This is a genomic window from Methylacidimicrobium sp. B4, assembly GCF_017310545.1.
In the GTDB taxonomy this organism is placed as follows: domain Bacteria; phylum Verrucomicrobiota; class Verrucomicrobiia; order Methylacidiphilales; family Methylacidiphilaceae; genus Methylacidimicrobium.
Window position 1 is genome coordinate 1958179 of record NZ_CP066203.1, and the last position, 23570, is coordinate 1981748.

At 66.7% G+C, this 23570-nt stretch carries 13 protein-coding genes; 6 read left to right on the forward strand and 7 right to left on the reverse strand.

Annotation, left to right across the window (positions count from 1 at the left end; translation table 11 throughout):
- The first annotated feature begins 45 nt into the window (after positions 1 to 45).
- On the forward strand, positions 46 to 3276 hold the full coding sequence (locus MacB4_RS09240; RefSeq protein WP_206863548.1) for a glycosyltransferase: 3231 nt from the start codon (positions 46 to 48) through the stop codon (positions 3274 to 3276).
- A 56-nt stretch (positions 3277 to 3332) separates the two neighbouring features.
- On the opposite strand, the gene MacB4_RS09245 is transcribed toward MacB4_RS09240, so the two are convergent.
- The 4 genes from MacB4_RS09245 to MacB4_RS09260 form a co-directional block, all read right to left on the reverse strand.
- Positions 3333 to 6326: a glycosyltransferase gene (locus MacB4_RS09245; RefSeq protein WP_206863549.1), complete on the reverse strand. Its 2994-nt coding sequence runs from the start codon at positions 6324 to 6326 to the stop codon at positions 3333 to 3335.
- 96 nt (positions 6327 to 6422) lie between these two features.
- Positions 6423 to 7127, reverse strand: coding sequence for a methyltransferase domain-containing protein (locus tag MacB4_RS09250; protein WP_206863550.1), 705 nt, complete (start codon positions 7125 to 7127; stop codon positions 6423 to 6425).
- A gap of 170 nt (positions 7128 to 7297) precedes the next feature.
- A complete protein-coding gene (locus MacB4_RS09255) occupies positions 7298 to 9562 on the reverse strand; it encodes a glycosyltransferase (RefSeq protein WP_206863551.1) in 2265 nt (754 codons plus the stop codon).
- A gap of 132 nt (positions 9563 to 9694) precedes the next feature.
- Positions 9695 to 10384, reverse strand: coding sequence for a class I SAM-dependent methyltransferase (locus tag MacB4_RS09260; RefSeq protein ID WP_206863552.1), 690 nt, complete (start codon positions 10382 to 10384; stop codon positions 9695 to 9697).
- A gap of 129 nt (positions 10385 to 10513) precedes the next feature.
- Between MacB4_RS09260 and MacB4_RS09265 the strand changes: the two genes are divergently transcribed.
- Positions 10514 to 11689, forward strand: coding sequence for a sulfotransferase family protein (locus MacB4_RS09265; protein ID WP_206863553.1), 1176 nt, complete (start codon positions 10514 to 10516; stop codon positions 11687 to 11689).
- A gap of 154 nt (positions 11690 to 11843) precedes the next feature.
- Positions 11844 to 16154: a glycosyltransferase gene (locus MacB4_RS09270; protein WP_206863554.1), complete on the forward strand. Its 4311-nt coding sequence runs from the start codon at positions 11844 to 11846 to the stop codon at positions 16152 to 16154.
- A gap of 48 nt (positions 16155 to 16202) precedes the next feature.
- On the opposite strand, the gene MacB4_RS09275 is transcribed toward MacB4_RS09270, so the two are convergent.
- Both MacB4_RS09275 and MacB4_RS09280 read right to left on the reverse strand, forming a co-directional pair.
- Positions 16203 to 18263: an FkbM family methyltransferase gene (locus MacB4_RS09275; RefSeq protein ID WP_206863555.1), complete on the reverse strand. Its 2061-nt coding sequence runs from the start codon at positions 18261 to 18263 to the stop codon at positions 16203 to 16205.
- A 229-nt stretch (positions 18264 to 18492) separates the two neighbouring features.
- A complete protein-coding gene (locus tag MacB4_RS09280) occupies positions 18493 to 19311 on the reverse strand; it encodes a tetratricopeptide repeat protein (protein ID WP_206863556.1) in 819 nt (272 codons plus the stop codon).
- A gap of 171 nt (positions 19312 to 19482) precedes the next feature.
- On the opposite strand from MacB4_RS09280, the gene MacB4_RS09285 reads away from it, so the two are divergent.
- The 3 genes from MacB4_RS09285 to MacB4_RS09295 are packed head-to-tail and all read left to right on the forward strand — an operon-like array spanning position 19483 to position 22473.
- Positions 19483 to 21120 (forward strand): ShlB/FhaC/HecB family hemolysin secretion/activation protein, encoded by a 1638-nt coding sequence (locus tag MacB4_RS09285; protein ID WP_206863557.1) that lies wholly within the window; start codon positions 19483 to 19485, stop codon positions 21118 to 21120.
- Between the two features lie 18 nt (positions 21121 to 21138).
- On the forward strand, positions 21139 to 22026 hold the full coding sequence (locus MacB4_RS09290) for a peptidyl-prolyl cis-trans isomerase (RefSeq protein ID WP_206863558.1): 888 nt from the start codon (positions 21139 to 21141) through the stop codon (positions 22024 to 22026).
- A 6-nt stretch (positions 22027 to 22032) separates the two neighbouring features.
- Positions 22033 to 22473: a hypothetical protein gene (locus MacB4_RS09295; protein WP_206863559.1), complete on the forward strand. Its 441-nt coding sequence runs from the start codon at positions 22033 to 22035 to the stop codon at positions 22471 to 22473.
- A gap of 60 nt (positions 22474 to 22533) precedes the next feature.
- Here the strand turns inward: MacB4_RS09295 and MacB4_RS09300 are convergent, their stop codons facing one another.
- On the reverse strand, positions 22534 to 23568 hold the full coding sequence (locus tag MacB4_RS09300) for a glycosyltransferase family A protein (RefSeq protein WP_206863560.1): 1035 nt from the start codon (positions 23566 to 23568) through the stop codon (positions 22534 to 22536).
- Between the last annotated feature and the right edge of the window lie 2 nt (positions 23569 to 23570).

The following is a 23570-nucleotide window of genomic DNA, read 5'->3' on the forward strand; positions in this document are numbered from 1 at the left end:
GGAAACGCTGGTTGGGCCGAGGTCCAGGATGCAGAGGAAAGAAGGATGTCGAATCCGCCAGGGAACGCGGGCGCCGCTCGCTCCGGGCCCCGGGAATGGGCTTCGGGCGCCGACCTCCTCGGGATCCTCCCCTGGTTTCCTCTTCCCGAAGAGCTGCCGATCTTCCTGGACGAACCGTTCGAGCGCGGGCTGCACATTCCCTTTGCCTGCTGGCTGATGGCCGCGTTGCGTCCCGTCCGGCTCGTCTACGTGGGGAAAGTGAGCAGCCTCTACCTGGCATTCTGCGAGGCGGCCAAGGCCGCAGGCATGGCGACACGCGCCTGGGCCGTAGATGCGGGAGGCGGCTCGGCGGCCTCCGGGAGCGTGCTGGAGCCCGAGGCCGATGAGGAGCTGCGGCGCTTCCACGACCAGAGCTATCGCGGCTTTTCGGAAGTCCTTTCCCCGGACGAGGCCCGGGCTCCTGTGGAATTCCCTGAGGGGAGCATCGACTTGCTCTGTCTCGGCGGCTCTGGGGCATACGAAACCGTCCGGGAGGAGTTCCGGTGGTGGCTGCCGAAGCTGAGCCCGCGGGCGGTCGTCCTGCTCCCCGGCGCAACCGATTACCGGAGCCAGTGCGGCGCGTGGCGCTTTTGGAAGGAGGTGCGCTCGGCGTATCCGTCGGCTCTCTTCCCCCACGGCCGCGGGCTGGGGGTGCTCCTGAGCGGCCCGGAGCCGCACGACACCTTGCGCGCGCTCGCCCACCTCCGGGAAGCGCAAGCCGCACGGGTGCGCTGGTTCTTTGCCCGGCAAGGGGAGCGGTGCATGCGCGGGATCCTCGAAGGAAGGATGTGGCGCACGCTCTCCTTGGATGCGGAGGCTCTGGTCCGGAAGATTGGGGATGACCCCCTGTGGCGCCTGCTTGGCCGGAGCCGGTTGCTCTCGCGAGGCGCGACCGAAGCGCTGGGGCAGGCTTCTCTGCTTGCCGGTGAGCTGCTGAACGACAGGCTTGCGCTGGCGGAAGGAGAGCCGAAGGCGCGGGCCTTGGAAGCCTCGGTCGAGCGCTTCCTCTCCTCAAGATCCTTCCTCGGCTTTTTGCGCTTGCGACGGTGGATCCCGCTTCCCCGTGCGGACAGGCGCCGGGAGAGCGTTGCGGATGCCCGGCGGGCGTGGCAGAGGAGTGTTCTGGTGGCGCAGCGCTACCGGGAGTTCCTGCGCGCCCGCAGCCCCGAGGAGGCCCCTCGGTGGCGGGACAGCCTGGGATACCCCTTGGAGCCCGGCGTGAGCAAGGAGCGGGTGCGCGAGCGCTATCAGGAGGAGCTCGAGCGGTTCCTCGCGGGCGGCGACCGTCTTCTTGTGCCGTCGCCGCCCGAGCCCGAGCTCTCCGTCGTGCTTGTGCTCTACAATCAGGCCGAGCTGACCTATGCCTGCCTCCGCTCCCTTGCGATCCACCTCTGCCCCTCGGCCGAAGTGGTCGTCGTCGACAACGCCTCCTCCGATCGGACGGGGGAGCTCCTGGAGCGGATCGAGGGGGCCCGGATCTTCCGCAACCGCGAGAACCTCCATTTTCTGCGTGCGGCCAACCAGGGTGCGGCGGCCGCGCGGGGGCGGCTTCTGCTCTTTCTGAACAGCGATGCCCAGATCCTCTCCGGCACGGTCGAAGCCGCTCGGCAGACGATCGAAGGCGACAGGGGTGCGGGAGCCGTCGTCGGACGGCTGGTCAACCTCGACGGGACCCTGCAGGAAGCGGGGGCGTTCTTCCTTCGGGATGGAATTCCCTGCCTCTACGGAGCCGGAGAGAACCCGCAGCAAGGGGCATATCTCTATCGGCGGGAAACCGACTACGGCTCCGGCGCCTTCCTCCTGACGCACACCCCGCTCTTTGGGGAGATGGGGGGCTTCGACGAATGCTTCTCCCCGGCCTACTGCGAGGACTCCGACTACTGCCTGCGCCTTTGGGAGAAGGGCTGGCGGGTCCTCTACGAGCCGGAGGCGGTCGTGCTCCACTGGCTGCACGGGAGCTCCGCGTCAGGCCAGGCCCGGGAATGGGCGGAGCGGAACCGGACGACCTTCGCCAAGCGTCACGAGCTCTTTCTTCGCGATCGGCAGCCCCATCGGCCAGGCTTCCGTCCTTCCCTGGCCTTTCCCCGCCCGAAGATCCGCCTGCTCTACATCGACGACCGGGTGCCCCGGCCGGAGCTGGGGTCGGGATTCCCCCGGTCGAATGCGGTCCTGCGGGCACTGGCGGCCTGGGGAGCGCAGGTCACCCTCTTTCCCATGTCCGGGTGCTCGGAGGAGTGGGAGGAGATCTACTGGAGCGTGCCGCGGGAGGTGGAGGTGCTCCGTGACAGGGATGCCTCCAGCCTGCAAGCCTACCTGGAAGCTCGGGGTGGCGATTCCGACTGCGTCTGGGTCTCTCGGCCTCACAACATGGCCTCTTTCCTGGAGGCCGCCCAAGGCAGGGGCTTCCGTGGGCGGGCACGCCTCGTCTACGATGCCGAAGCCCTCTTTGCGTTCCGGGAGATCCGGGAAGCGGAAATCCTGGGCGGGAAGCCGCTGCCCAAGGAGGAACGATCCGCACAGATCAGCAAGGAGATCGCCTTGGCACGGAGCGCTGACCGGGTCGTGGCGGTATCGGAGGTCGAAGCCCGCGAGTTCCAGAGGCAGGGAATTGCGGATGTACGGGTGATCGGCCATGTCCTGGAGCTTGCCCCCACCGCTTCCCCCTACGAGCAGCGCCAGGATCTGCTCATCGTTGGGGCGGTGCATGCCTTATCCAGCCCCAACGGAGACGCCTTGGTCTGGTTTGCTCGCACGGTGCTGCCCCGGATCCGGGCGGGGTTTCCCGATGCCCCACCCCGGCTCGTGGTCGTCGGCTACGGCACCGATGCTCCGGAGCTTCGGCGCCTTCTGGGCCCGGAGGTCGTAACGGCGGGGACGGTCGCCGACCTGGCTCCGTATTACGAGCGGGCCCGGCTCTTCCTCGCTCCAACGAGGTTCGCCGCGGGCATTCCGCACAAGGCGCACGAGGCGGCGGCGCGCGGGGTCCCGATCGTGGCCAGCGACCTGATCGCCGGGCAGCTCGGTTGGATCACGGGGGAGGAGCTCGTGAGCGCCCCGGTGGACGATCCGGCTGCCTTCGCGGAGGCTTGCCTGAGGCTCTACCGCGATCGCTCGCTCTGGGAGCGGGTCCGGGCCGGCGCTCTGGCCGCCGTGGCTCGGGATTGCGATGCCCAGCGGTTTTCCCAAGGAATCCACGCGCTTCTGGAGGAGCTGGTGGGAGAGGGGAAGCGGCGGTAGTCCGGCTCCGGAAGGAGCCGGGAGAGCCCGAGCCCCGGGTGCAGCGCAACTCCTGCCTACGGGGCCGAACGATTTGGATGCCCAGCCGGCTCCGTAGGCAAGAGCCGCTCGAGCGCGCGCAGGTTCCCGGCGTACATCGCGAGGCTGCGCTCATGGATCCCGGGATCGGGGCGAAGCTCGCGGAAGTGGCCCTGGAGCCAGTCGCGGTAGATCGCCTGGAGATGGGGAACGGCTTCCTCCCCGAGCGGTTCCACCCGGGGAGGAGCCTCGCCACCCGGCTCGGGGGGCCTCTGGCCCTCCATCGGCCGGTAGCCAACTCGGCGCATGTTCTTCGGGCTGCCGATCTCCGTGTTCCCGCCGTAGGCGGTCGCAACGACGGGTTTCCCCAGGGAGAGCATTTCGGCGATCGAGACTCCAAAGCTTGCGTTCGCATGGAGGGAGAGGAGTGCAGTCGAGGCGAGCAGAAGGCCGAGGAATTTCGGCCGCGGGAGCATGAGTTGCAGCAGAAGGATGTCGGGTCTTGCCGAGGCATCGGCGACGAGCCGTCCGAAGTAGCTGGGGTTGCGCTCGACATGGCTCACCTTGAGCAGCAGTAGCCGATCGGAAGACGGGGCGGGAAAGGCGCGGAGGTAGGCCCGGAGCGCCAGCAGCGGGTTCTCGCGGTCGGGATCGGCTAAGAAATCGGCGAGGACCAGGAAGACGCACTTGCCTTCCAAGCCGAGGTCAATGCCGATCGAACGGTCGGCCCTCGTTTCGATCGCATCGACATCGGCATTGAGCCCGGCGACGCGCACCATTTTGCCGGTGGAGCGGCGAAGAGTCGCCGCGTCGAACTCGGACGGGCACCAGATCTCATCCACCAGGGATGCTCCCTCTCGAGCCGCCGCCGGATCTTCCTCGAGCGCTCCGCTCCAGTAGGCGATGCGGAGCTGGGCGAAGCGGCCGATTTCCGGATGGAGTTGCAGGACGGCCCGGAGCTCGCGGCAACGGGCATGCACGATCGCGATCGGCGCGTCGCTTCCGGGCAGGGAAAGGGGAAGAGGGCCACCAAGCTCGGGCGCTCCGCTCGCATCGGGCACGTGGATGGCGCGGTAGGGATAGCCCAGGCGCTCGAGCGCCCGCACCGTGCTTCGAGCCGCCTCGGCAACGCCATTCGCCTGGAGGAAGTGGCCGTAGACGTGGATCCGCGGCTTTTGGTCGACGGAGAGACGAGGCCGGCGTTCCTCCCGGCTTCGCTCCAGCAGCCGGTTACGCAGGCCGCGGGCGACCCAGTAGCGGGTGGCGCGGCGGAGCAGGCCTCGCTTGCGCCGCAGCCACCGTTCCAACGCCCGTCGCAGGTGCGTTTCCCATGGCGGCTCCTGGGTCCACCAGCCGCGTGAGGGGAAGAGCGGGCCGAAGCCGAGGGCCGAGCGCCCCACACTCTCGAACCAGGTAGCCAAATCCTGGACAAAGAAGCCCGATTCACACCGGAAGGTTTCCCGAAGGCCCGGGAGGGCATCGAAGGTGCGGCCGAGGAAGATGGGAAGCCAGGGGTAGGCCTTGTCGGGGAGCAGGAGGAAGTCTCGAAGCGCTTCCTCGAGGTCTCTTCCCTGCAGGCCGGCTTGAACGGCCGCTTGGAAAGCGGGCTGCTGCCGCAGCCAGTCGAGGAGGAAATCGGGGATTGCGGAACCCTCCGAAAGTCCGAGCCGGGACTCCGGCCGATCCTCTCCCTCGGGGGCTTGATCTCGCAACGAGGAGAGATGGTCCCGGATCGGCGCCAAGGCGGCGGACGGGACCTTTCCCGACGAAGCACGACTCTCCCACGCTCTTTCCAACTCCGGCAGATGCCTTTCCCATGGCGGCTCCTGGGTCCACCAGCCGCGTGAGGGGAAGAGCGGGCCGAAGCCGAGGGCCGAGCGCCCGACGCCCTCGAACCAGGCGGCCACATCCTGGACGAAGGAGCCCGATCCGCACCGGAAGGTTTCCCGGAGGCTCGGGAGAGCCTCGAGGGTGCGGCCGAGGAAGATGGGAAGCCAGGGATAGGTCTTGTCAGGAAGGAGGAGGAAGTCTCGAAGCGTCTGCTCGATCTCGCCCGCCCGCCCTGCGTCTCGAGTGATCGGCCCGAAGACCGGCTGCTGCCGCAGCCAGTCGAGGAGGAAATCGGGGATTGCGGAACCCTCCGAAAGTCCGAGCCGGGCGGGGACCCGGCTCCATCGCTCGACCCCTTCAGACCGCAAGGCGAGAAGGTAGCCCTCGATCAGCGCGGATAGGTCGGGAGGGAGGGGCTGGTCGCGGGAGCGGGTGTCCCATTTGGAAAGGATCTCCGGCTTCTTCCAGTCGAAGCCGCTGAAGTGGAAGAAGCGGACCGGCCGGCCATCGGCGCATTGGGGAACCCCCCCTTTTTTCCAGGAGAGCCCGCGATTGGGCAGATTCCAATAGGCGAGGTTGTAGCCGGGATGGCGCAAGATCAGAGTTTTGGGGACGAAACAGGGGACGAAGTTGAGCCACGACTGGTCGTAGCAGGTCCTTTCAAGGCAATCGTAGGTGAGCCTCCGCTCCCACCAGTCCAGGAAGGAGCGGGTTTCGGGCGTCTCCCGCATGGCGAGGAAGCCCCCGTTGTAGCTGCCCGCGCGACGGATAGCCTCCTCCGTTGGCTCAAGGTCGTCCTGGGGAAGCGGCTCGAGCAGATGCGGGGTGAGCAGGAGGGGATGCTGAGAAAGGGCCTCCTGGGCTTCCCGAAGCTCCGAGAGGACCCAGATATCGGCGTCGAGGTAGAAAACCCCATCGAAGCCCTCGGCGAAGAGTCGGCGGAACCCAAACGGCTTGATCGAATTGGTCGCTTCCATAAGGGAGTATCGCACGAAACGGCTGGAGAGATCGGGTATGGCGAGCTCTTCGATCGACCGTTGGCAGGCCAGCCCGTCTGGGAATCCGGCCAGCCCGTCTGCGCAATCGATGAGGAAGAGGTGGCGTTCCCACCCCGGGTTGTGGCGGGCCAAGCCGGCAAAAAGCACCCGCGCATGGGCGATCCGATCCGGAGTGGCCAGGGAGAATACGGCGATCCTCTTCAACTTTTTCCCGTTTGGGATGCTCCTCTCTCACCGGAGCAGAGGTAGACTATCTGATCGGGTCCACTGGCCAAGGTCAAGCGGCTACTTTGCCCTGGATTAGGCTGCGAGCAGGAGCGTCATGGCGTTGCCGTCCCAGCCTTCGGCATCGCCGAGCACGGTAAAGCCAGCAATCTGACAGAGCATCCGCAACGCCGAAGGCCTCGGAAGCCACCACCAAGGGCCGAAATCGTTCATCCTCCACGTCGGATTCTCCCGAGTCAATCCTACCGCACCATCCGCGACGAGGCGTCTCCAATGGCCGGAAACGGCCTCCTGCTCCGAACCGGCCAATGCGGGAATGAAAAGGCAGGCCGCATCCGGAACACGGAATGAACCCTCGGCAAGAGCATACTCTCCGCGGGCGACCAACGAGTGGAGCACGAGGTGCTCTTGGGTGATCCTGTGGAGGGCGCGCAAAAGCCGCAGCGGCTCGGGGATATGATAAAGCACTCCGGAGCAGTGGACCACTTCGAAGAGAGGGGGATTCGGCCCTTCGGCGAGCCGAATGACCTCGGAGCTCAGGCAGGCAACCGGGGGCAGGTTGAGCTGGATCCTCCGCTCCTCGAAAGCGGCCCACCGCGGCTCCTCCGCGGGTGCCACATCGATCATCGTCAGAGCGCGCGCTCCGAGGCGGTGGGCAACGGAGACTCTCTCGTTCACCGTGCCCCAGAGCCCGCCCACGTCGGCAAAGGAGCGGCCAGAGACCACGCGGGCAAGGAAGGCGTCGCGCGGATCGCTTTCTGGCAAAGGCTCAGGCCTCATGGACGCTCGGTTTTCTTCGCGCATCTGCTGGGGAGCTCTTGCTCGCGGAGCACCGCCCGTGAATCGGGCGAATCCTAAATCGAACGGCCGCGCTGGAAAAGCAGGGAATCGAGCGGATCGCAAAAGGGGGATGCCGAACACGGTTCGGCTGGGGGAGCCGAACGGGCTTCCTATCCTCGGAACAAGGCCTTGCGGATGCTCCGCAGCTTCCACTCCCATCGCCGGAGGCGAAGCCCCAGGTGCCAGATCCGGGAGCGTTGGATCCGGGCAAGCTCGTCGCGCGCCTCTCGAAGTTCCTCCTTCTTCTGGTGGAGCTCCACCTCTTTCTGGTGGACCTCCGCCTCCTTCTGGTCAAGGAGCGTCTGAACCCGGTCCCGCTCGCGGCGGGCCGTCTCTCCTTCGCGCCGGAGGACGTCGGTTTGTCGAAAGTTTCCTTGCAGGAGCAACAAGCTTTCGGCAAGCCTCGGGGTGAGATGGGCGATGTAGGGGCTGGTAGCTGCGAGCCAGCTTGCAAAGTGGCTTGACGTGCTAAACATGCCCTCTGCGCTCCTCCGGTACCAGAAGAGGGGTTCCGGGACCACCTCGAGTTGGAGCCCCGCGAGGGCCGCTTTCGCAAAGAACTCCCAGTCCTCAAAAGCGACTCCGTGCTCCTCTCTAAAGCCGCCGATCGCCTCGAAGGCATCCCGCCGGACAAAAGCGTTGGCATCACCGAAGACGTTAAAAACGACACCCAGGGAGAGAGAAGGACCCAAGGGGGCGAAAATATAGTGGTTCCTCCCTTCGCCGCCGAATCGCTCCTTCCCCTCAAAGTCCCGCTGGGTGGCGGTCAGGATCGCCGCGCCCGTGTGCCGCGCGACCCGGACGAAGGTGGAGATTTCGTGGGGCTCGGCCAAGTTGTCGTCGTCCATGAAGAGGAGGAACTCGCCCTTGGCCTCCCGCGCGGCCCGGTTCCGGGCTGCTCCTAGATAGAGATTGGGCTGACGGATGATCCGCCAGTCGCGCTTCGCGAACTCGGGTTCGATCTGAGCGAGGAAGGCTGCGGCTTCCTGGGTGGCGCTGCCGTCGTCGACCAGGACGACCTCGAAGTTCGGGTAGTCCTGGGCCCGGAGCGAGTCGAGCGCCTGGGAGAGAAGGGCGGGGCGATCGTGGTGGACGAGACAGACGGTGACGCGCGGGAGATCGGCCCTTTCGGGATTCTGATCCGAACCGTCCCGCGAGGAAAGCCCTTCCAGCCAGCGGGCCCACTCGTCCCGAACCGCGAACGGATCGACCGGGGGTTGCGGGACCGAAATCCCCCGGAGCCATGCGTCCCGGATCCTGGCGGCCAGCGCGTTGGGGTTGGCGGCAACGAGCCGCTCCCGCTCCGCTTCGGGCAGATCCTCCGCGATTCCTCGCGCTCCAAAATAGAGGAAGGGAATACCCAAGAAGGCGCACTCCCAGGCGGAAAAGGGGACGCCCTGTGCCGTCGAGCTGACTATGGCGAGGCGCTTGCCCTTCCCAAGGTAGCCGAGCGCCTCCGTGCGCTCCATGCGGTCTAACCATTCCCAGGCGAAGGGCCAGCGAGCCGCCCTCCGGGCGAGATAGTCTCTGCCTGGTTCGCTCTCGATTCTGCCAGAGGGGCCCAGGAAGACGATCCGGAGGTTCCCGTGGGGCGATGGCTCCAGTCGCTCAAGGGCGTCGCAAAGGAGCCGAAGCCTCTTGCGGGATTCGAGTGGGCCGAAGAGGACGATCTCCTCCGGGGTGAGGGTTTCCCGGTCTTGGCGCCGCAGAGCCACCAGAGACGCCGGGAAAGGAGGGGGGAGGACGTGGCAGGCTTCGGGGAAGCTCCAGCCATCGGCTTGGAGCGCCCGGAGCAGGGCGCCGCTCGTAGCGACGACGCCATCGGCGAGCCGGGCGCTCTCCCTCTCCAGGAAATCGGCGATGAGGATCTCGTAGTCTTCCACAAGCTCGGCATTGTCGAGGGTGCGGCGCAGGGTCGGGCTGTGGATCGCGACCCCCAGCGGAAGCTGCTCGAAGGCCAAGCCCTGGTGCTTGGCCAGGAGAGCGTAATAGCCCAACCCGCCCCGGTCGCAAAAGAGTACCCGGTCGAATTCGGTCGCATGCTCCCGGAGCCATCGGTAGGTCTTGTAGGCCCTAGACGAGGAGCGCGGCCATGCGAAACAGCGCTCGGAGGGTTCCGGCAACGGAGTCACGCGCACTCCTCGACGGGAGTAAAGTTCCACGAGCCGAGCGAGCTCGATGGCCTCGGGCGGTTGGTCACGGGCGAGCACGACGGTGACTTCCCGACCCGCCTCCGCCAGGGTTTCGGCCAAGGAGGAGACCAAGGAACCGAGGCCACTGCTCGGGCCGAATCCCGCAAGCTCCGTGGTCGCCAAGCAGATTCGGGGGCGAACCTTGCCGGGAGCGGGAGGGTTGGAGAGGGGAAGGGAGTCCATCAGGGCGACCAGGGTGGGGCGCAGGCGGGGAGCTCAGCGCCGCGGACGGCTGCCGCGCAGGCCGTGTCGGAAGGGAACCAGAGGGAAGAGCCCTGCGCGCGGATGCCTGCGTTCATGCTTTCACCGGGGCGGCTAAGCCCGAAAGAGCATCAGCCGCTGGTTCCGCGGATGGTCCCACTCCCCAATGTAGTGGGGATTCCAGCCGTGCCGGGAGCCGAGCTCCTCCATCTCTTTCCGGGTGTAGGCGAAGTAGCCCAGGGAGTGGCTGGCGCGCGGGTTTGGGCTCGGAGCTGCCGCTTCGAAAAAGGTCGCGTAGAAGACCCCGCCTGGGGCCATGACGCGGCGGAGCTGGGCAAGGCAGCGCTCGAGATCGCGCCGGCAGAGGTGGGTCAAGAGCGATTGCGCTAGCGCCCACTCCGGCCGTCGCGAAAAACGGTGGAAGGCGAAAGAGCCCGAGGCGAGAAGCTCCGGCCGCTTCTCCCGGAGGAGGTCAGATCCCAGCTCTCGCTTGCCCGCTTCCAGGAGGAGAGGTTCCTTGTCGATGCCGAGGTAGTGGCCGGGCTCCAGATAGCGGATGAAGCGGATGCCGCCCCGGAGGCAGCCGCAGCCGACGTCGAGCAGCAGATGCTCGGGCCTGAGCCCCTGATCGACCAGGAAGCGGAACTGGAGCTCGCCAATCTCCTCCCAGAGGCCCCCTACGTACTCCTTGGCCCCGAGAGCCCGGATCCCCTCCGTTCCTTCGGGAGGTAGGTCCTGAGGGAGGCCGACCGCTTGACGCCAGAGGCTTCGCAGGGTGGAGATCGCTTGTTCCCCGAAGCGCATGAAGGGTTCTATACCCGGTGGGGGCAAGGGCGAACAAGGGGATTCCGGCCCATCGAGGAGAGCCAAGAAGGCCATGACTTTTCGCTTGCGGCGCCACCGAAGCCAGAGCAGCATTTTCCTCTTATCCGGATGAAATCCAGCGCTGTCCTGGTCTTGGGCATGCATCGCTGTGGGACGAGCGCCCTGACCCGCTGTCTTGGCCTTCTGGGTGTCGAGCTCGGTTCGGAGATCATCCCTCCGGCCGGTGACAATCCGACCGGCTTTTGGGAGGACGGGAGGTTTGTCGCCCTCAATCAGCGGTTGACCCAGCTCGTGGGAGAGGAGGGGGATCGCTGGTGGGAGCATCTCTTGCCTCCGGAAATTCCGCTCTCCTCCCCTGGGGTCTGCTCCTTGATGGCCGAGGCGGTCGAAGAGATCGAGGGGAGGTTTGCCTCTTCCCCGTGGTGGGCCGTGAAGGACCCGAGGACCCTGCGGGCTTTCCCTTTTTGGGAGGAGGTACTGCGCCGAGCGGGGGTGGAAAGGGAGGTGGTGCTCGCCGTCCGCCATCCGCTCGCCTGCGCGCAATCGCTCCTGCAGCGCAACGGTATTCCCGAGGAGAGGTCTCTGCTGCTCTGGACAAGCCAATATCTGGCGCATTGGCCGCGAGTGGGGGCCAGGCCCTTTCTGGCGGTCGATTACGACCGGCTCCTGGAAGAGCCGGAGCGGGAGCTGCGGCGGCTCTGCGGTCGGCTGGGATTGCCCTGGTCCGAGGCGGCATCAGTGGAGGCGCGCAAGTTCCTCCAACCCGGCCTCCGGCATGCCCGGTTTACCCTCCAGGACCTGAGGGATCGGCCCGGTGTTCCGCCTCTGGTTGTGGAGAGCTTTGAGGCGCTCGAGGAGCTTTGCGCCGATCGCGAGCCGAAGGCGGCTTCTACCCGGATGGCGGCTCTGCACGACGAGTTCCGTCGGACGGTTCCGCTGCTGCGCGCTCTGGAGGTGGAGATCGCGGTCGCACGGCGGTCGGAGCGGGAGCCCTTAGTCTTGGCGATGCGCCGGCTTGTCGAGGCGCGCGAAGCGGAGCTGGCCCGATTGCGGGAGGAGCGGACCCGGTCGGAGCGGGAGCTCTTGGACCTTCGCCGGCTCGCGGAGGCAAACGAAGCGGAGCTTGCCCGGTTGCGTGTACTCCTAGGGGAGCGGGAGCGGGAGCTCGCTCAATGGCAGGAGGAGCGGGCGCGGTCGCGGACTTGGCGATGGGTGGACCGGCTGCGCGGTTGGGAGCGCTCCTTTCGCCGGTGGCGCAAGCTGCGATCCGGTCCGGAACGCTGACCCGCGGCGTGGGAGGGTTCGGTGCCCTCCGCGGGCCTTTTGCCCATGGAAGAAGTGAGGCGAACCAGGGGATCGGGTGCCACGAGGAGAGCCGAGACAAGACTTTCCTCTTGCGGTGCTACCGAGGCCAGAGCAGCATGAGCGGATTGTTCCGATGAAATCCCGCGCCGTGCTCGTCTTAGGCATGCACCGCTGTGGGACCAGCGCCCTGACCCGCTGTCTTGGCCTTCTGGGTGTCGAGCTCGGTTCGGAGCTCATCGAGCCGGCTGCGGACAATCCGACCGGCTTTTGGGAGGACGGGAGGTTTCTCTCGATCAATCAGCGGTTGACCCAGCTCTTGGGAGAGGAGGGTCGCTGGTGGGAGTATCTTTTGCCTCCGGAAGTTCCCCTCTCTTCCTCTGGGGTCCGCTCCTTGATCGCCGAGGCGGTCGAAGAGATCGAGCGGAGGTTTGCCCCCTTCCCCCTGTGGGCCCTCAAGGATCCAAGGACCCTGCGGGTGCTTCCGTTTTGGGAGGAGGTGCTCCACCAAGCGGGGGTTGGGGGGGAGGTGGTCCTCGCCGTCCGCCATCCGCTCGCCTGCGCGCACTCGCTTTTGCGGCGCGACGGCATCCCAGAGGACCGCTCCCTGCTGCTCTGGACGAGCCAATATCTTGCGCATTGGCCGCGGCTTGCGGCGAGACCCTTTCTGGCGGTCGATTACGACCGGGTCCTGGAAGAGCCGGAGCGGGAGCTGCGACGGCTCTGCGGCCGGCTGGGATTGCCCTGGTCCAAGGCGGCGCTGGCGGAGGCGCGCACATTCCTCCAGCCCGAGCTCCGGCATAGCCGTTTTGTCCTCCGGGATCTGAGGGAGCGGCCCGATGTTCCCCCTCTGGTCGTGGAGACCTTCGAGGCGCTCGAGGAGCTTTGCGTCCATCCGGAGGCCAAGACGGCTTCCGCCCGGATGGCAGCGCTGCATGCCGAGTTTGGGCGAATGGTTCCGCTCCTGCGCACTCTCGATGGGGAGATGAGCGTCGCGCGCCGGTCGAGGCAGGAGCTCTCAGCCGTGCGTGGGCTCGTAGAGGCGCGCGACCGGGAGCTCGCCCAATTGCACGAGGAGCGGACGGAAGCGGGGAGCTGGCGATGGCTCGACCGGCTGCGGGGGGAGCGATCCTTTCGCGGGTGCCCCAAGCCGCGATGGGCTCCTCCGCTCGCGCTTCGCCAACGAAATGGTGAGAGGAGGTCGGCGGCGCAGGAGGTTGCGCACGGAGACGCGGGCGGGCGAAGGGAAATAGCTTCCGGCGGCGCTCTCTTGGGGCTCTTGCCCTGGCATCCCCTCGCAGCGGAACGCCCCCTCTTCCGTTCCGGGCTCTCGAGCTGGACGGAGCACATCCCCTTTGCGTTCTGGCTGGTGGCGGCTCTTCGGCCGAAGGTCGTGGTCGAGGTCGGGACGACGAGTGGGGATTCCTATCTGGCGTTCTGCCAGGCGATCGAGGCCCTTTCCCTGCCCGCTCGGGCTCATGCGGTCGATGCCTCGAACGAAGAGGAGGGGAGGTGTGGAGGTGGCTGTGATGAGGAGCTCAAGCGATGTCACGACGAGCGCTACGGCCGCTTCTCGCGCCTGCTCTGGATCCAATCTGATGGGGCCGTCTCCTTCTTCTCGGAGGGGAGCATCGACCTCCTCCATCTTGCCGGTTGCCCCCGCTACGAGGTGATGCGGGAGGAATTTTCCCGCTGGCGACCCAAGGTGAGCCGGGGCGGGGTCGTCCTGCTTCCCGGCGTGACGGAATGGCGCAACGGCTGCGGCGTCTGGCGGCTTTGGAACGAGCTGCGGGAGGTTTACCCCTCCTTTCTCTTTCCTCATGCCGGCGGACTCGGGGTGCTGCGGATCGGCCCGGAGGCTCCGGAGGCCATTCGGAGGCTGGTCACTCTTTCCGGCAGCCGGGCCGCGCGGGTGCGCCGGTGCTTTGAGCAGTTGGGGAAGGAGGTCGCCTCCGGATCGGCCGGAGGGGCGGAGCCGCGGGAGCGCGGCCGGGGCTCTTTGGAGCCAAAAAGCCCGCGGGACGAGACCCTCGCAGAGCCCGCATTGATTCTTGAGGCGATTCGAAGAGATCCAGCATGGCGGCTTCTCAGGGGGATGCGCATGCTCTCCCGGCGCTCGGGAGAGCTCTTGACCCGGGCGCATGCGCTCGCCCACGACTTGGCCGACGAAGGGCTGCCGAGCTCCAGCCGGTGGCAAGCGCTGGCGGCGCTCGAGCCGGCGGTGAAAAGCCTTGCGAGCTCTCGGAGCTTTCGGATCTTCGCCGACTTGGCAACGACCTCCCGCCGCTTCGTTCGCGGGGATCGGGAAGGGGTCGCGGCCCAGCTGCGGGACGCCTTGCGGATGAGCTTCCCGGTGCTCCTGCCCGCAGCGGGAGCCGGGGAAGTGCTTCCGTGGCGGGACAGCCTCGGCTTCCCCTTGGGGGTCGGCGGAGAAAAGGGGGCGGTGCTCGAGCGGTATCGGGCCGCCTTGGACGGGTTTCTACAGCGGGGCGATCGGCTAGCGCTGCCTTTGGCCGCGGAGCCGGAGATCTCGATCGTGCTGGTGCTCTTCAATCAAGCGGAGCTGACCTATGCCTGCCTGCGTTCCCTGGCGATCCATCTGGCCCTTCCGGTTGAGGTGATCCTGGTCGATAACGCCTCCACCGACCGGACGGGGGAGCTTCTCCAGCGGGTCAAGGGGGTCCGGCTGCTCCGCAACGGGGAAAACCTCCACTTTCTGCGGGCGGCCAATCAGGGAGCGGCTGCCGCCCGCGGGCGCCTGCTGCTCTTCTTGAACAACGATGCGCAAATTCTTCCGGAGACCGTCGAAGCCGCTCGGGAGGCGCTCGAAAGCGATCCCGCCGTCGGTGCGGTGGGAGGCCGGATCGTCAACCTCGAGGGGCGGCTTCAGGAAGCAGGATCGTTTGTCTGGGGCGATGGGACGCCGCAAGGCTACGGGCGGGGGGATAGCCCGCTGCGGAGGAACTACCTCTTCCGGCGGGAGACCGATTACTGCTCCGGGGCCTTTCTCCTGACCTATGCTGCGCTCTTCCGCGAGATGGGTGGATTGGACGAAGTCTTTGCCCCCGCCTATTTCGAAGAGGCGGACTACTGCCTCCGCCTTTGGGAGAGGGGCAGGCGAGTGCTCTATGAGCCAGAGGCGGTCGTCCTCCACTGGGAGTTTGGAAGCTCGGATGCCAAGAGCGCCTCGGGGCTGATGGAACGGAATCGCCAGCTTTTCGTGGAGCGTCATCGTTCCTTCCTGGAGGGGCGGCCACCCCCTCGGCCGGGTCCGCTTCTGGCGCCGATCGCTCCGCGCGCCCGGGTCCGGCTTCTCTATGTCGACGACCGGGTGCCCCGACCGGAGCTCGGGGCGGGCTATCCGCGGGCCAACGCCATCGTGCGGGAGCTGGTCGGCTGGGGCGCGCAGGTCACCCTCTTCCCGATGAGCGGAGCCTGGGAGGATTGGGAGGAGATCTACTGGAATCTGCCTCGGGAGGTCGAGGTGCTTCGGGGGATGGACGCCTCTGTCCTCCAATCCCACCTGGAAGCTCGGGCCGGCGCGTACGACCTGGCCTGGATTTCCCGACCCTACAATATGGCCCGGCTTTCCGCGATCGACGGAAGGAAGAGGCTTCTGGCCGGGTCGCGGCTGGTGTACGATGCCGAGGCCGTCTTCGCGCTTCGGGAGATTCGGCAAGCCGAGATCGTGCAGGGAAGAGCTGTGCCGGGAGCGGAGGAGCGGCGGCGGATCGGCCAGGAAATTGCCTGGGCTCGGAGCGCCGACCGGGTCGTGGCGGTGTCGGAGGAGGAGGCCCAGGAGTTCCGGCGGCGGGGCATCGACCAAGTTCGGGTAATTGGCCATGCGCTCCCGCCCGCGCCGACGAGAGCCTCCTTCGCGGAGCGGAAGGATTTCCTCTTGGTGGGAGCGGTTCGCGACTGGCAGGGCCCCAACGGCGATGCCCTCCTCTGGTTTGCCCAGAAGGTGTTCCCGAAGGTTCGGGAAGGATTGGCGGCGGCTCCCCCCAGGCTCGTCGTGGTCGGCGACGGGAGCGATTCCCCGGAGCTGCTGCGTCGTCTCGGTCCGGGGACGGTGGGGATCGGGACCGTGGCCGACTTGACTCCCTACTACGAGCGGGCTCGCGTCTTCGTGGCGCCGACCCGGTTTGCCGCGGGCATCCCGATGAAGGCGCACGAGGCGGCCGCACGGGGGGTACCGATGGTCGCGAGCTCGCTCATCGCTCATCAGCTCGGCTGGAGGACGGGGGAGGAGCTCCTGAGCGCCCCGGTGGAGGACGAGGAGGCCTTTGCCGCAGCGTGCCGGAACCTCTACACCGATCCCCTGCTCTGGGAGCGGGTGCGGGCCGGGGCGCTTGCTTCCGTAACTCGGGATTGCGATCCCAAGCGGTTCAGGGAAGCCATTCAGGCGCTGCTCGACGAGCTGGCCGCACCGAAGCTGCCGCGCTAAGGAATCGGCTAGCCTGGGCAGAGCGTCTTCGGGCGGACTTCCCGCGCCTTATCGGACAACCTTCTCCGCTTCTTGCGGCCTGCCCTTCGCTCCGGCTCCCCCTTCCTGCTCCAGCCAGAAGAGCACCTCCTGGACCACGGCCTGCGGCTCGATTCCGGTCAAGCAGGCCTTGGCGTGCGGACAGTGGGTTGCATAACAGGGGGAACAGGAGATCGGAATGTGGAGCAGGCTCACCCGGTTGCCGACCGGATGGGCCATCCTCCAGTCGACGACTCCTGAAAAAACGATCACGGTGGGAATCCCGAGTGCTGCGGCGATGTGGCCCAATCCCGAATCGTTTCCGACGAAGACCTGAGCAGAGGCGAGGAGGCTCGGGATCTCTTCCAAGGAAACCTGCCCGACCAGGTTCCGACAGCGCGAAGGGGAAAGGTTGCGGAGGAGGGCTTCGGATGCCTCGCGTTCCGCGCGGCCACCAACGAGCAGGAGGGGGCAATCGTGTTCGGTCGTCAAGAGGGTGCAGAGGCGGGAGAAATGCTCGAGTGGCCATGCCCGGAGCGGGTCTCCGCAGCCGGGAGCAACGGCGATGAGCCGGGGCATGCCCCCGACTGCGGCCGTCCCTCGCAGAAAATCCGGCAGGCAAGAGCAGGGGTCCTGGAGGGCCGCGCGAATGGCTTCGATGAGGAGCAGTGCGGAGGAGCGACGATGGGTTGGTGCGTGTTCGTTCCCGGACATCTCTCCGTTCGGGAGTGCGATATCGAGGACGACGTCGGCCCCGGCGGCGGCAAAGCCCGCGCGAAGCTTGGCCGGGACATGGGAGAGCAGGAAGCGGGTATCGGGGTCGGTCCGCAGGTCAACGGCCAGGTCGAACTCACCCAGCGAGCGGGTGAGCGTTGCAAGCTGCTCTCCCGCCGAGAGGTTGGGCCCCCGCCACTCTCCGGAGCGCTCGGGGAAGAAGGCGAACGGGATGATCTGCTGGAAGAAGCCGAGCCTCTGTGCCAGGGGAACGTTCCACGGGCCGCAGAGCAGGGTAATTTCCGCATTTGGCCAGGAGCGGCGGAGCATCTCGCTGGCTGCTATCCGGTTGAGGAAGTCCCCGATGTGATCGAGCTGGAGGACCACGATCCGCCGGATCTCCTCCACGCGCCCGCGAAGTCCTTGGATTCCCGAGAGGCGGAGGACCTCGAGGGGGCCGCAGCTTGGCTCGGGCGGCGCGGGTCTCGCCTCCGTTCCGTTGGTAAAGGTCTGGATCGATCCCTCCGCCGTCTCTTCCCGGCGTGCGAAGGTCGTGCGCAGCGCCCGCTCGATTCGGCGCAGCGGCTCGCGCTCCCGTTTCCGATGCAGCCGGTCGACTTCCCGTTGGAGTTGCTCGTTATACCGCTGAAGCTGCTTGACCTGATCTCGGAGCGTGCGGAGCTCCTCTACCTGCGAATATGCCGTGAACTCGTCGAAGACGTTGGGCGGAAGAGCGAGCCGTTCCCGGAGGGCGCTTCGCTCCTTCGCCACGTAGAACCGGTTGAGGCCGTCGAAGTAGGCAAAGAGATAATCCTTGGCCAGCAGGAGAGGCTCCCACTCCTCGTGGGAAGGTTCCTGGCTGTTCGGCTTCGTGGCTTCCACAAGGATGATCCAGGGACGAACGACCTGGAAGGCAAACCCCCGCAATGCGTCGGCTTCCGCTCCCTCGCAGTCGATCTTGAGGAAGTGGATCGTGTCGATCCGGTGCTCCTCGACGATCTCGTCGAGCGTCCGGACGACAACGCTTACGGGCTGAAAAACGGCGCCGAGTCGCTTCCGGTGCTCAAGAGCATACTCCTCGCGAACCGTGCTCAAGCCGGATCCGGAGATCTGCCAGAACGGGAGCTTCCCGCGCCGGGCTCCGGCCGCCACCGGGAGATTGATGTCGCGCGGCCTTGCGGTCGCCAGCTTTTGCCAAAAGTGAGGGTCGGGCTCGAGGTTGATCCCCCTCCACCCATTGTCGTAGAAATGCTTGGTGACCGAGTCGGTTACCGGGTCTCCGGCCCCGACGTCAACGTAGAAGCCGAGCGGAAGGTCGGCAAGCGCCCTTCGGAGGACGACGTCCTCGAAGTTCTCCGCGTAGGAAATCCAGGCCATCCTCTCCTCCCGACTAATGGGCCCGGATCAGCATGGCGGAAGGGAGTGCACGGCCTGGTTGTGCATCGTCTGCACGCAGTGTCCGAAACAACGCATCTTCGGTCGCAGTTCGCTCCACACCGCGGGGGAAGCAGCCGGGAACCTGGGAAGTTCGTACGCTTTCCCGTGGAAAAAACAAGCTCATTTCCCCCGCAACACCGCAACCGCCGTCTCACCATCGGGTGGCGCGCTACGGCAACTGCGTCACGCTCTTCGAACGAGCGACCGGTTGCGCTCTTCGGACGGGAAGGGAGGCGGCCTGGGGGGAGGAGCGGAGCTGGGCGCCGACGCGGGTGATGTTCTGAAGGACCGTGGGGTTGTTCGGCTGGAGGAGGAAGGCCTTGCTGTACGCCTGCAGCGCCTCCCGGCGGCGGCCGAGCTTCTCGCAAGCGACTCCCAGGTTGTTCCACGCCTCGACATTGCCGGGCTCCAGTGCGAGCGCCTTCCGGTAGGCCGTGACCGCTTCCGGGAAACGGTTGAGCTCGGCGGAAACGACGCCGAGGTTGAACCAGGCGATGCCGCTTGGTGCCAAGCGGCAGATCTTTTCAAATGCCGGGAGCGCCTGGGCGGGGTGGTTGAGATGCTCTTCTTCGGTCCCGAGAGCGAACCAGGCGGCCGGATCGGTCGGGCTCAGCTTCACGGAGCGCCGGTAGGCCGCGAGGGCACGCTTGCGATATCCGGCGGCGGCGTAGGCACGGCCGAGCCGCAGCCAGGCATCGCCTCTGCGGCTCTCGATCGAGGCCGCCTTGCGGAGAGGCGGGATGGCCTCCGTGGGCCTGCCGGCGAGAAGGAGGGCTTCGCCCAGCCGACGCCAGCCTTGCGCCGAGCGTGGGGTCGCTCGCGCCTCCTCACGGAGCAGCGCGAGCTTCTGCTCGAGGGCACGGTTTGCGCTGGAGGGGGCCGGGGAGGGGGAGCCCGAACTCCGCTCGAGGGGGAGCAGGGGAGCGAAGAGGGCCAGAAGCAGCGGCAGGCTCCGCCGGTAGGCGGGGGCCAAGAGGCGGCGGTCCATGTTCTCCAGAGTATGCGAGCAGCGGGTGCCCCTGCCAGAAAGAAAGGAGTCGCGGGCCCGGGAAGCGGGGGGGCATCCCGAGTGGCTCGATTCCCAAAAGGGGAAGCGATCCAAGGGGTTTTTGGCTTGCCAGGAAGCACGGGAAGCGATGATCTTTAAGCACTTTTTCTTATGATCTTGCTGCTGCCGCTCCTCCTCGCGCTCCTGGAGGAGCCGACGGCCTTCTATTCCGCCCCGGAGAAGCAGGAGGTCGTCCCCTATGATCAGGCCTCCCTGGCGGCAAAGCCGGTCGTGGTGGAAAGTGGGGGGATCCGCTACGTCGTGACCGGGAATACGCTCCTCTCCGAGGGAAAGATCGCCGACACGCTTCGGGGTGCCAAGGGTCCGGAGGATGCGGTGAGCCGGCTCAAAGCGGTCTACCAAAGGGCGGGATACTTCTTGGTGACGATCCGGGCGGTCGGTAGGGAGAAGCGGGTCGAGCTCGAGGTGATCGAAGGAAAGATCACGGAGGCCCGGGTCGTTCCCTCCCTGCGCTGGTTCTATGGAGGGCTGACCAACCGCCCCTCGGTGAAGACCAGCGATGTGATCCGGCGCACGGCCAATGCGGAAGCCTATGCCGCCCGGCAGCAGGAGCGGCCGAAGGTGAACTTCGAGCCCGGTACCGATTTTGCGAGCTCGGTGATGGAGGTGGAGACCCGGCCGATCGAAAGCTTTGCTCCGAACCCGCTCAACCAGGCGAACCCGTGGAATGCTTCGGTGGGCTTCGGAAATTACGGGAACCGTTTCTCCGCCCGCTACATGAGCGATGCGGCGGTCGCCTATCGTCCGGGATATGGCTTGGAGCTCACCGGCGGATTCACCAACGGCTGGGACGGCCTCAATCCGTACACCGAGGGCGGGATGTTCCAGATGGAGAACGGCGGGCTTTCCTGGGCGACCCCGTGGGGAGTCTACGGTGTCACCTTCGCGAACATGCAGTCGGCCTTTGGGGAGGTAACAGCGCCGCTCTACCCCGAGGTCGCGATGCAGAGCTGGCAGATCTACGGGCAGCAGACGGTCTACGCGAGCGAAAGCTTCCGCTGGACGATGAACGAGCGACTCACCTCGATGAACTTCATTGAGGATGTCTTCCAGGGTGCGATCCGGCTCCTCTCCCAGGATTACGGGACGGCCCAGCTCGGCACCACGCTGAGCCAGAGCTTCCGGACCCTGGGGCTTCCCGCGCAGGTCACCGGAACCGTCTACGGCGTTCGGGGAACGCAGCTCGGGGCCTTCTCCGGCGTGCAAGGCGCGCCGCTGGAGGGACCAGGCGTGCCGACGGCCAACTTCACCTACTACCGGGGCAACTTCAGCTATGCGCAGACGCTGCCCGAGGGGATGCAGCTGGTGCTGACGGGCTATGGGCAGATCTCGGAAAATTCGCTGCCGATCATGGAGTATTTTGTCCTGGGCGGGATGGGGAACCTGGCCGCGTGGTATCCGGGTGTCCTCTACGGAGATACGGGCTACATCACCCGCGCCGCCCTTTCCGCCCCCCCCGTCGAGGCGTGGGGATTCCGGATCGCGGGGCAATTCTTCGCAGAGACCGGCGGGTCCCGCTTCACCTATACGCCCGGTCCCGGCCCGGCTTGGCACTACCTGACCGACGTCGGGCTCGGGCTCGACATGGTCCACCGCTATGGAACGACGATCAGCGCCATGGCGGCCCTGCCGCTGGACGCTTCGATGATCGGACCCACGGACAACCCGCACGGCTACTTTGCGGGCGGACGGGTAGCGGTGCTTTTTGTCTTGCGGCAGAACTTTTAGCTGATTCAATGGAGGGGCATGGCGAGCCGTGTGACGATCTCTGGGAAGGGGAGAATGGTTTCGCAGGGGCGAAGCCGCGGGCGCATTCGTGTCCTGCTCCTGGTTCTGCTGAGCGCGTCGGGCTTGGCCCTTGCGGCGCGAGCCCAATCGAGCGATCCGGTCGTCGCCTCCGTCAACGGGGTCGAGATCCGGCAGTCGGAGGTGAGGAAGGCGTTGTCGGGTGCGGGTATCGCGAACCCGACCCCCGAAGCCGAGCGCAGCGCCATCAATGCGCTGATCCAGCAGGAGCTTCTCGTTCAGGAGGCTTATAAATCGGAGCTCGAGAAGTCGGCGGAGGTGAAGGCGGCGGTGGCCGAGGCCACGCGAAAGATTCTGGCGAACGCAGCACTCCAGCAGCAGCTGGGGCGGAGGAAGCTCGCTGACGAGGAGTTGCGCCGGCGTTATGAGCGCGCGATCGCGACGCTTCCCCGGCGGGAATATCGCCTGCGCCACATTGTGACGGAGACCCGGAGCGAGGCGGCCGTGGTGTTGGACCGGCTGCAGAAGGGGGTCAACTTTTCGATTCTGGCCCGCGGTTCCCTCGACAAGGCGACCGCCGATCGAGGCGGAGAGGTCGGATGGCAGAGTGCCCAAACCCTTCCGACCTCGGCACTCGCCTTGGTCGAGAAGCTCCAGCTCGGGCAGATCGGGGGTCCCATCCTCTCGGGGGCCGGCTGGGAGGTCATCCAGCTCCTGGAATTGCGTCCGGTGAAGGTGCCGAGCTTTGCCGAGGCCAAGCCCCAGCTTCAGCAGCAGCTCCAGCAGGAGACGGCGCAGCAGCTCGTGCAGCAGCTCGCGGCTGGCGCGCAGATCGAGGCATTCCTGGCGCCGCCTCCCGGGGAGCCCGTTGCGGCAACCGCTCACTGAGGGAACGTGGCGGATCCAGCGCAGGCCAGCGGTGGGGGAAGATGGCTTCGCGGGGGGGCTGCGGGGCTGCTTGCGATCCTGCTCTGCGTAGCTGGCTGCGCCCATCAGGATGCGGTACAGGTCCGGCATCTGACGACCGCCCGGTATCTTCCCTCCCGTTACGTTCAGGTCTACCGGAAGGCGCCCGAGGGCCCGTATGAGAAGATCGCGGTGCTCGAAGCGAGCGGCCAGCCGGAAACCCCGAAGAGCCAGCTCCTGGGATCGATCCTGGAGAAGGCGCGGGAGCTGGGTGCGGAGGCGGTGATCGTGGAGGACAAGAGCCAGCCGATCGGCAATCCCTTGGTCATGAATCCGACCGGAGGAATGTACACGGTCAATCCCGGGATGCAGATGATCCCCCGTCTTCGGGCCACGGCGATCCGGTTTGCGACGGAACCCGCTTCCTGAGGAAGACCGGTCCGGGTTCCTCCGGGCGCAGATCCAGCGGTCCCAGGCAAGGGACGGCCGCTATCGGGATGGGGAATCGCCAGAGGCGCAACCGGCCCGGGGAGGGAAGACCCCCTTCCGCGCGGTTCGCAAGGCCCGCTCCAACGACCGAAGGAGACGACGGACTCGGCACGCCCGGCGGAATCCCAGGAAGCGGACAAGCCAGCGGACGTGGGGCTCCGCCGCTTCCACAAGCGCCCGTTCGCTCCACAGGTCCAGCGAATGCGCCTCTTGGGAGAGCGGTTCCACAAGCTCCGGGGCGAGCCGGTCGAGCACCCGGAGGATCCGGGCATATTCTCCCTGGGCCGCCGCCTGGCGCGGTCGGGTCCATTCGCCCAGAAGTTGCAGCTCCCGGGTGGCGTCCTGGACCATCTGAGCGCGCCAGCGGAGGGCTTCGGGGATGTTCGAGGAGGTGAGGCTCTCGAGGTGGCAGACCCGGTAGACGGCACCGGGGGTGGGGGTATAGCGGAAGCGCAAGCCCGCTCGGATGGCCCGCCAGTAGATCTGATAATCGTCGTAGTAGTCGGTGGGAAGGTTCTTCCAGCCGCCCAGGGCGAGAAGCTTCGCCCGGCGCCAGAGGAGGGCGCCGTTTTGGGGAAACTGCGAGGAGAGCCAGGTGCGGGGAAGATCCTGGGGATCGTCGATCGGTTGGAGAAGGCGGGATGCGACACGTCCCTGGCTCCACCGCTCGAGGAGGTAGGGGGAAAAGAGGACGTCCGCATCGGCCAGGCTTCCGGCCTCGGCGATCTGGGTGGCGATCTTTTCTGGCAAGAGATAGTCGTCGTGATCGAGCCACTGGATCCACTCCCCCGAGGCCTCCTGGAGGAGCTCCTGGCGGGCGAGGCTGCTCCGGCCGGTCCGGGCTTGGAGGAGCCGGATGCGGTCCCCGAAGGCGGCGATTCGGTCCGGGGTCCCATCGCTGGAGCCGTCGTCGAGGACGAGGATCTCCGTCTGGGGCCCGCTTTGGGCCCGGGCGCTCTCGATCGCCGGGACGATCCAGGGCCCCGCGTTGTAGGCGGGGATGGCGATCGTCACGAGGGGGGAGGGGGGGGTCATCC

What these genes read in the sequence shown, in the direction of transcription:
- MacB4_RS09280 (WP_206863556.1), bottom strand. Translation starts at nt 19,311, where the DNA reads ATGGACCGCCGCCTCTTGGCCCCCGCCTACCGGCGGAGCCTGCCGCTG.
- MacB4_RS09265 (WP_206863553.1), top strand. Translation starts at nt 10,514, where the DNA reads ATGAAATCCAGCGCTGTCCTGGTCTTGGGCATGCATCGCTGTGGGACG.
- MacB4_RS09270 (WP_206863554.1), top strand. Translation starts at nt 11,844, where the DNA reads ATGAAATCCCGCGCCGTGCTCGTCTTAGGCATGCACCGCTGTGGGACC.
- MacB4_RS09290 (WP_206863558.1), top strand. Translation starts at nt 21,139, where the DNA reads ATGGCGAGCCGTGTGACGATCTCTGGGAAGGGGAGAATGGTTTCGCAG.
- MacB4_RS09255 (WP_206863551.1), bottom strand. Translation starts at nt 9,562, where the DNA reads ATGGACTCCCTTCCCCTCTCCAACCCTCCCGCTCCCGGCAAGGTTCGC.
- MacB4_RS09275 (WP_206863555.1), bottom strand. Translation starts at nt 18,263, where the DNA reads ATGGCCTGGATTTCCTACGCGGAGAACTTCGAGGACGTCGTCCTCCGA.
- MacB4_RS09300 (WP_206863560.1), bottom strand. Translation starts at nt 23,568, where the DNA reads ATGACCCCCCCCTCCCCCCTCGTGACGATCGCCATCCCCGCCTACAAC.
- MacB4_RS09240 (WP_206863548.1), top strand. Translation starts at nt 46, where the DNA reads ATGTCGAATCCGCCAGGGAACGCGGGCGCCGCTCGCTCCGGGCCCCGG.
- MacB4_RS09260 (WP_206863552.1), bottom strand. Translation starts at nt 10,384, where the DNA reads ATGCGCTTCGGGGAACAAGCGATCTCCACCCTGCGAAGCCTCTGGCGT.
- MacB4_RS09285 (WP_206863557.1), top strand. Translation starts at nt 19,483, where the DNA reads ATGATCTTGCTGCTGCCGCTCCTCCTCGCGCTCCTGGAGGAGCCGACG.
- MacB4_RS09250 (WP_206863550.1), bottom strand. Translation starts at nt 7,127, where the DNA reads ATGAGGCCTGAGCCTTTGCCAGAAAGCGATCCGCGCGACGCCTTCCTT.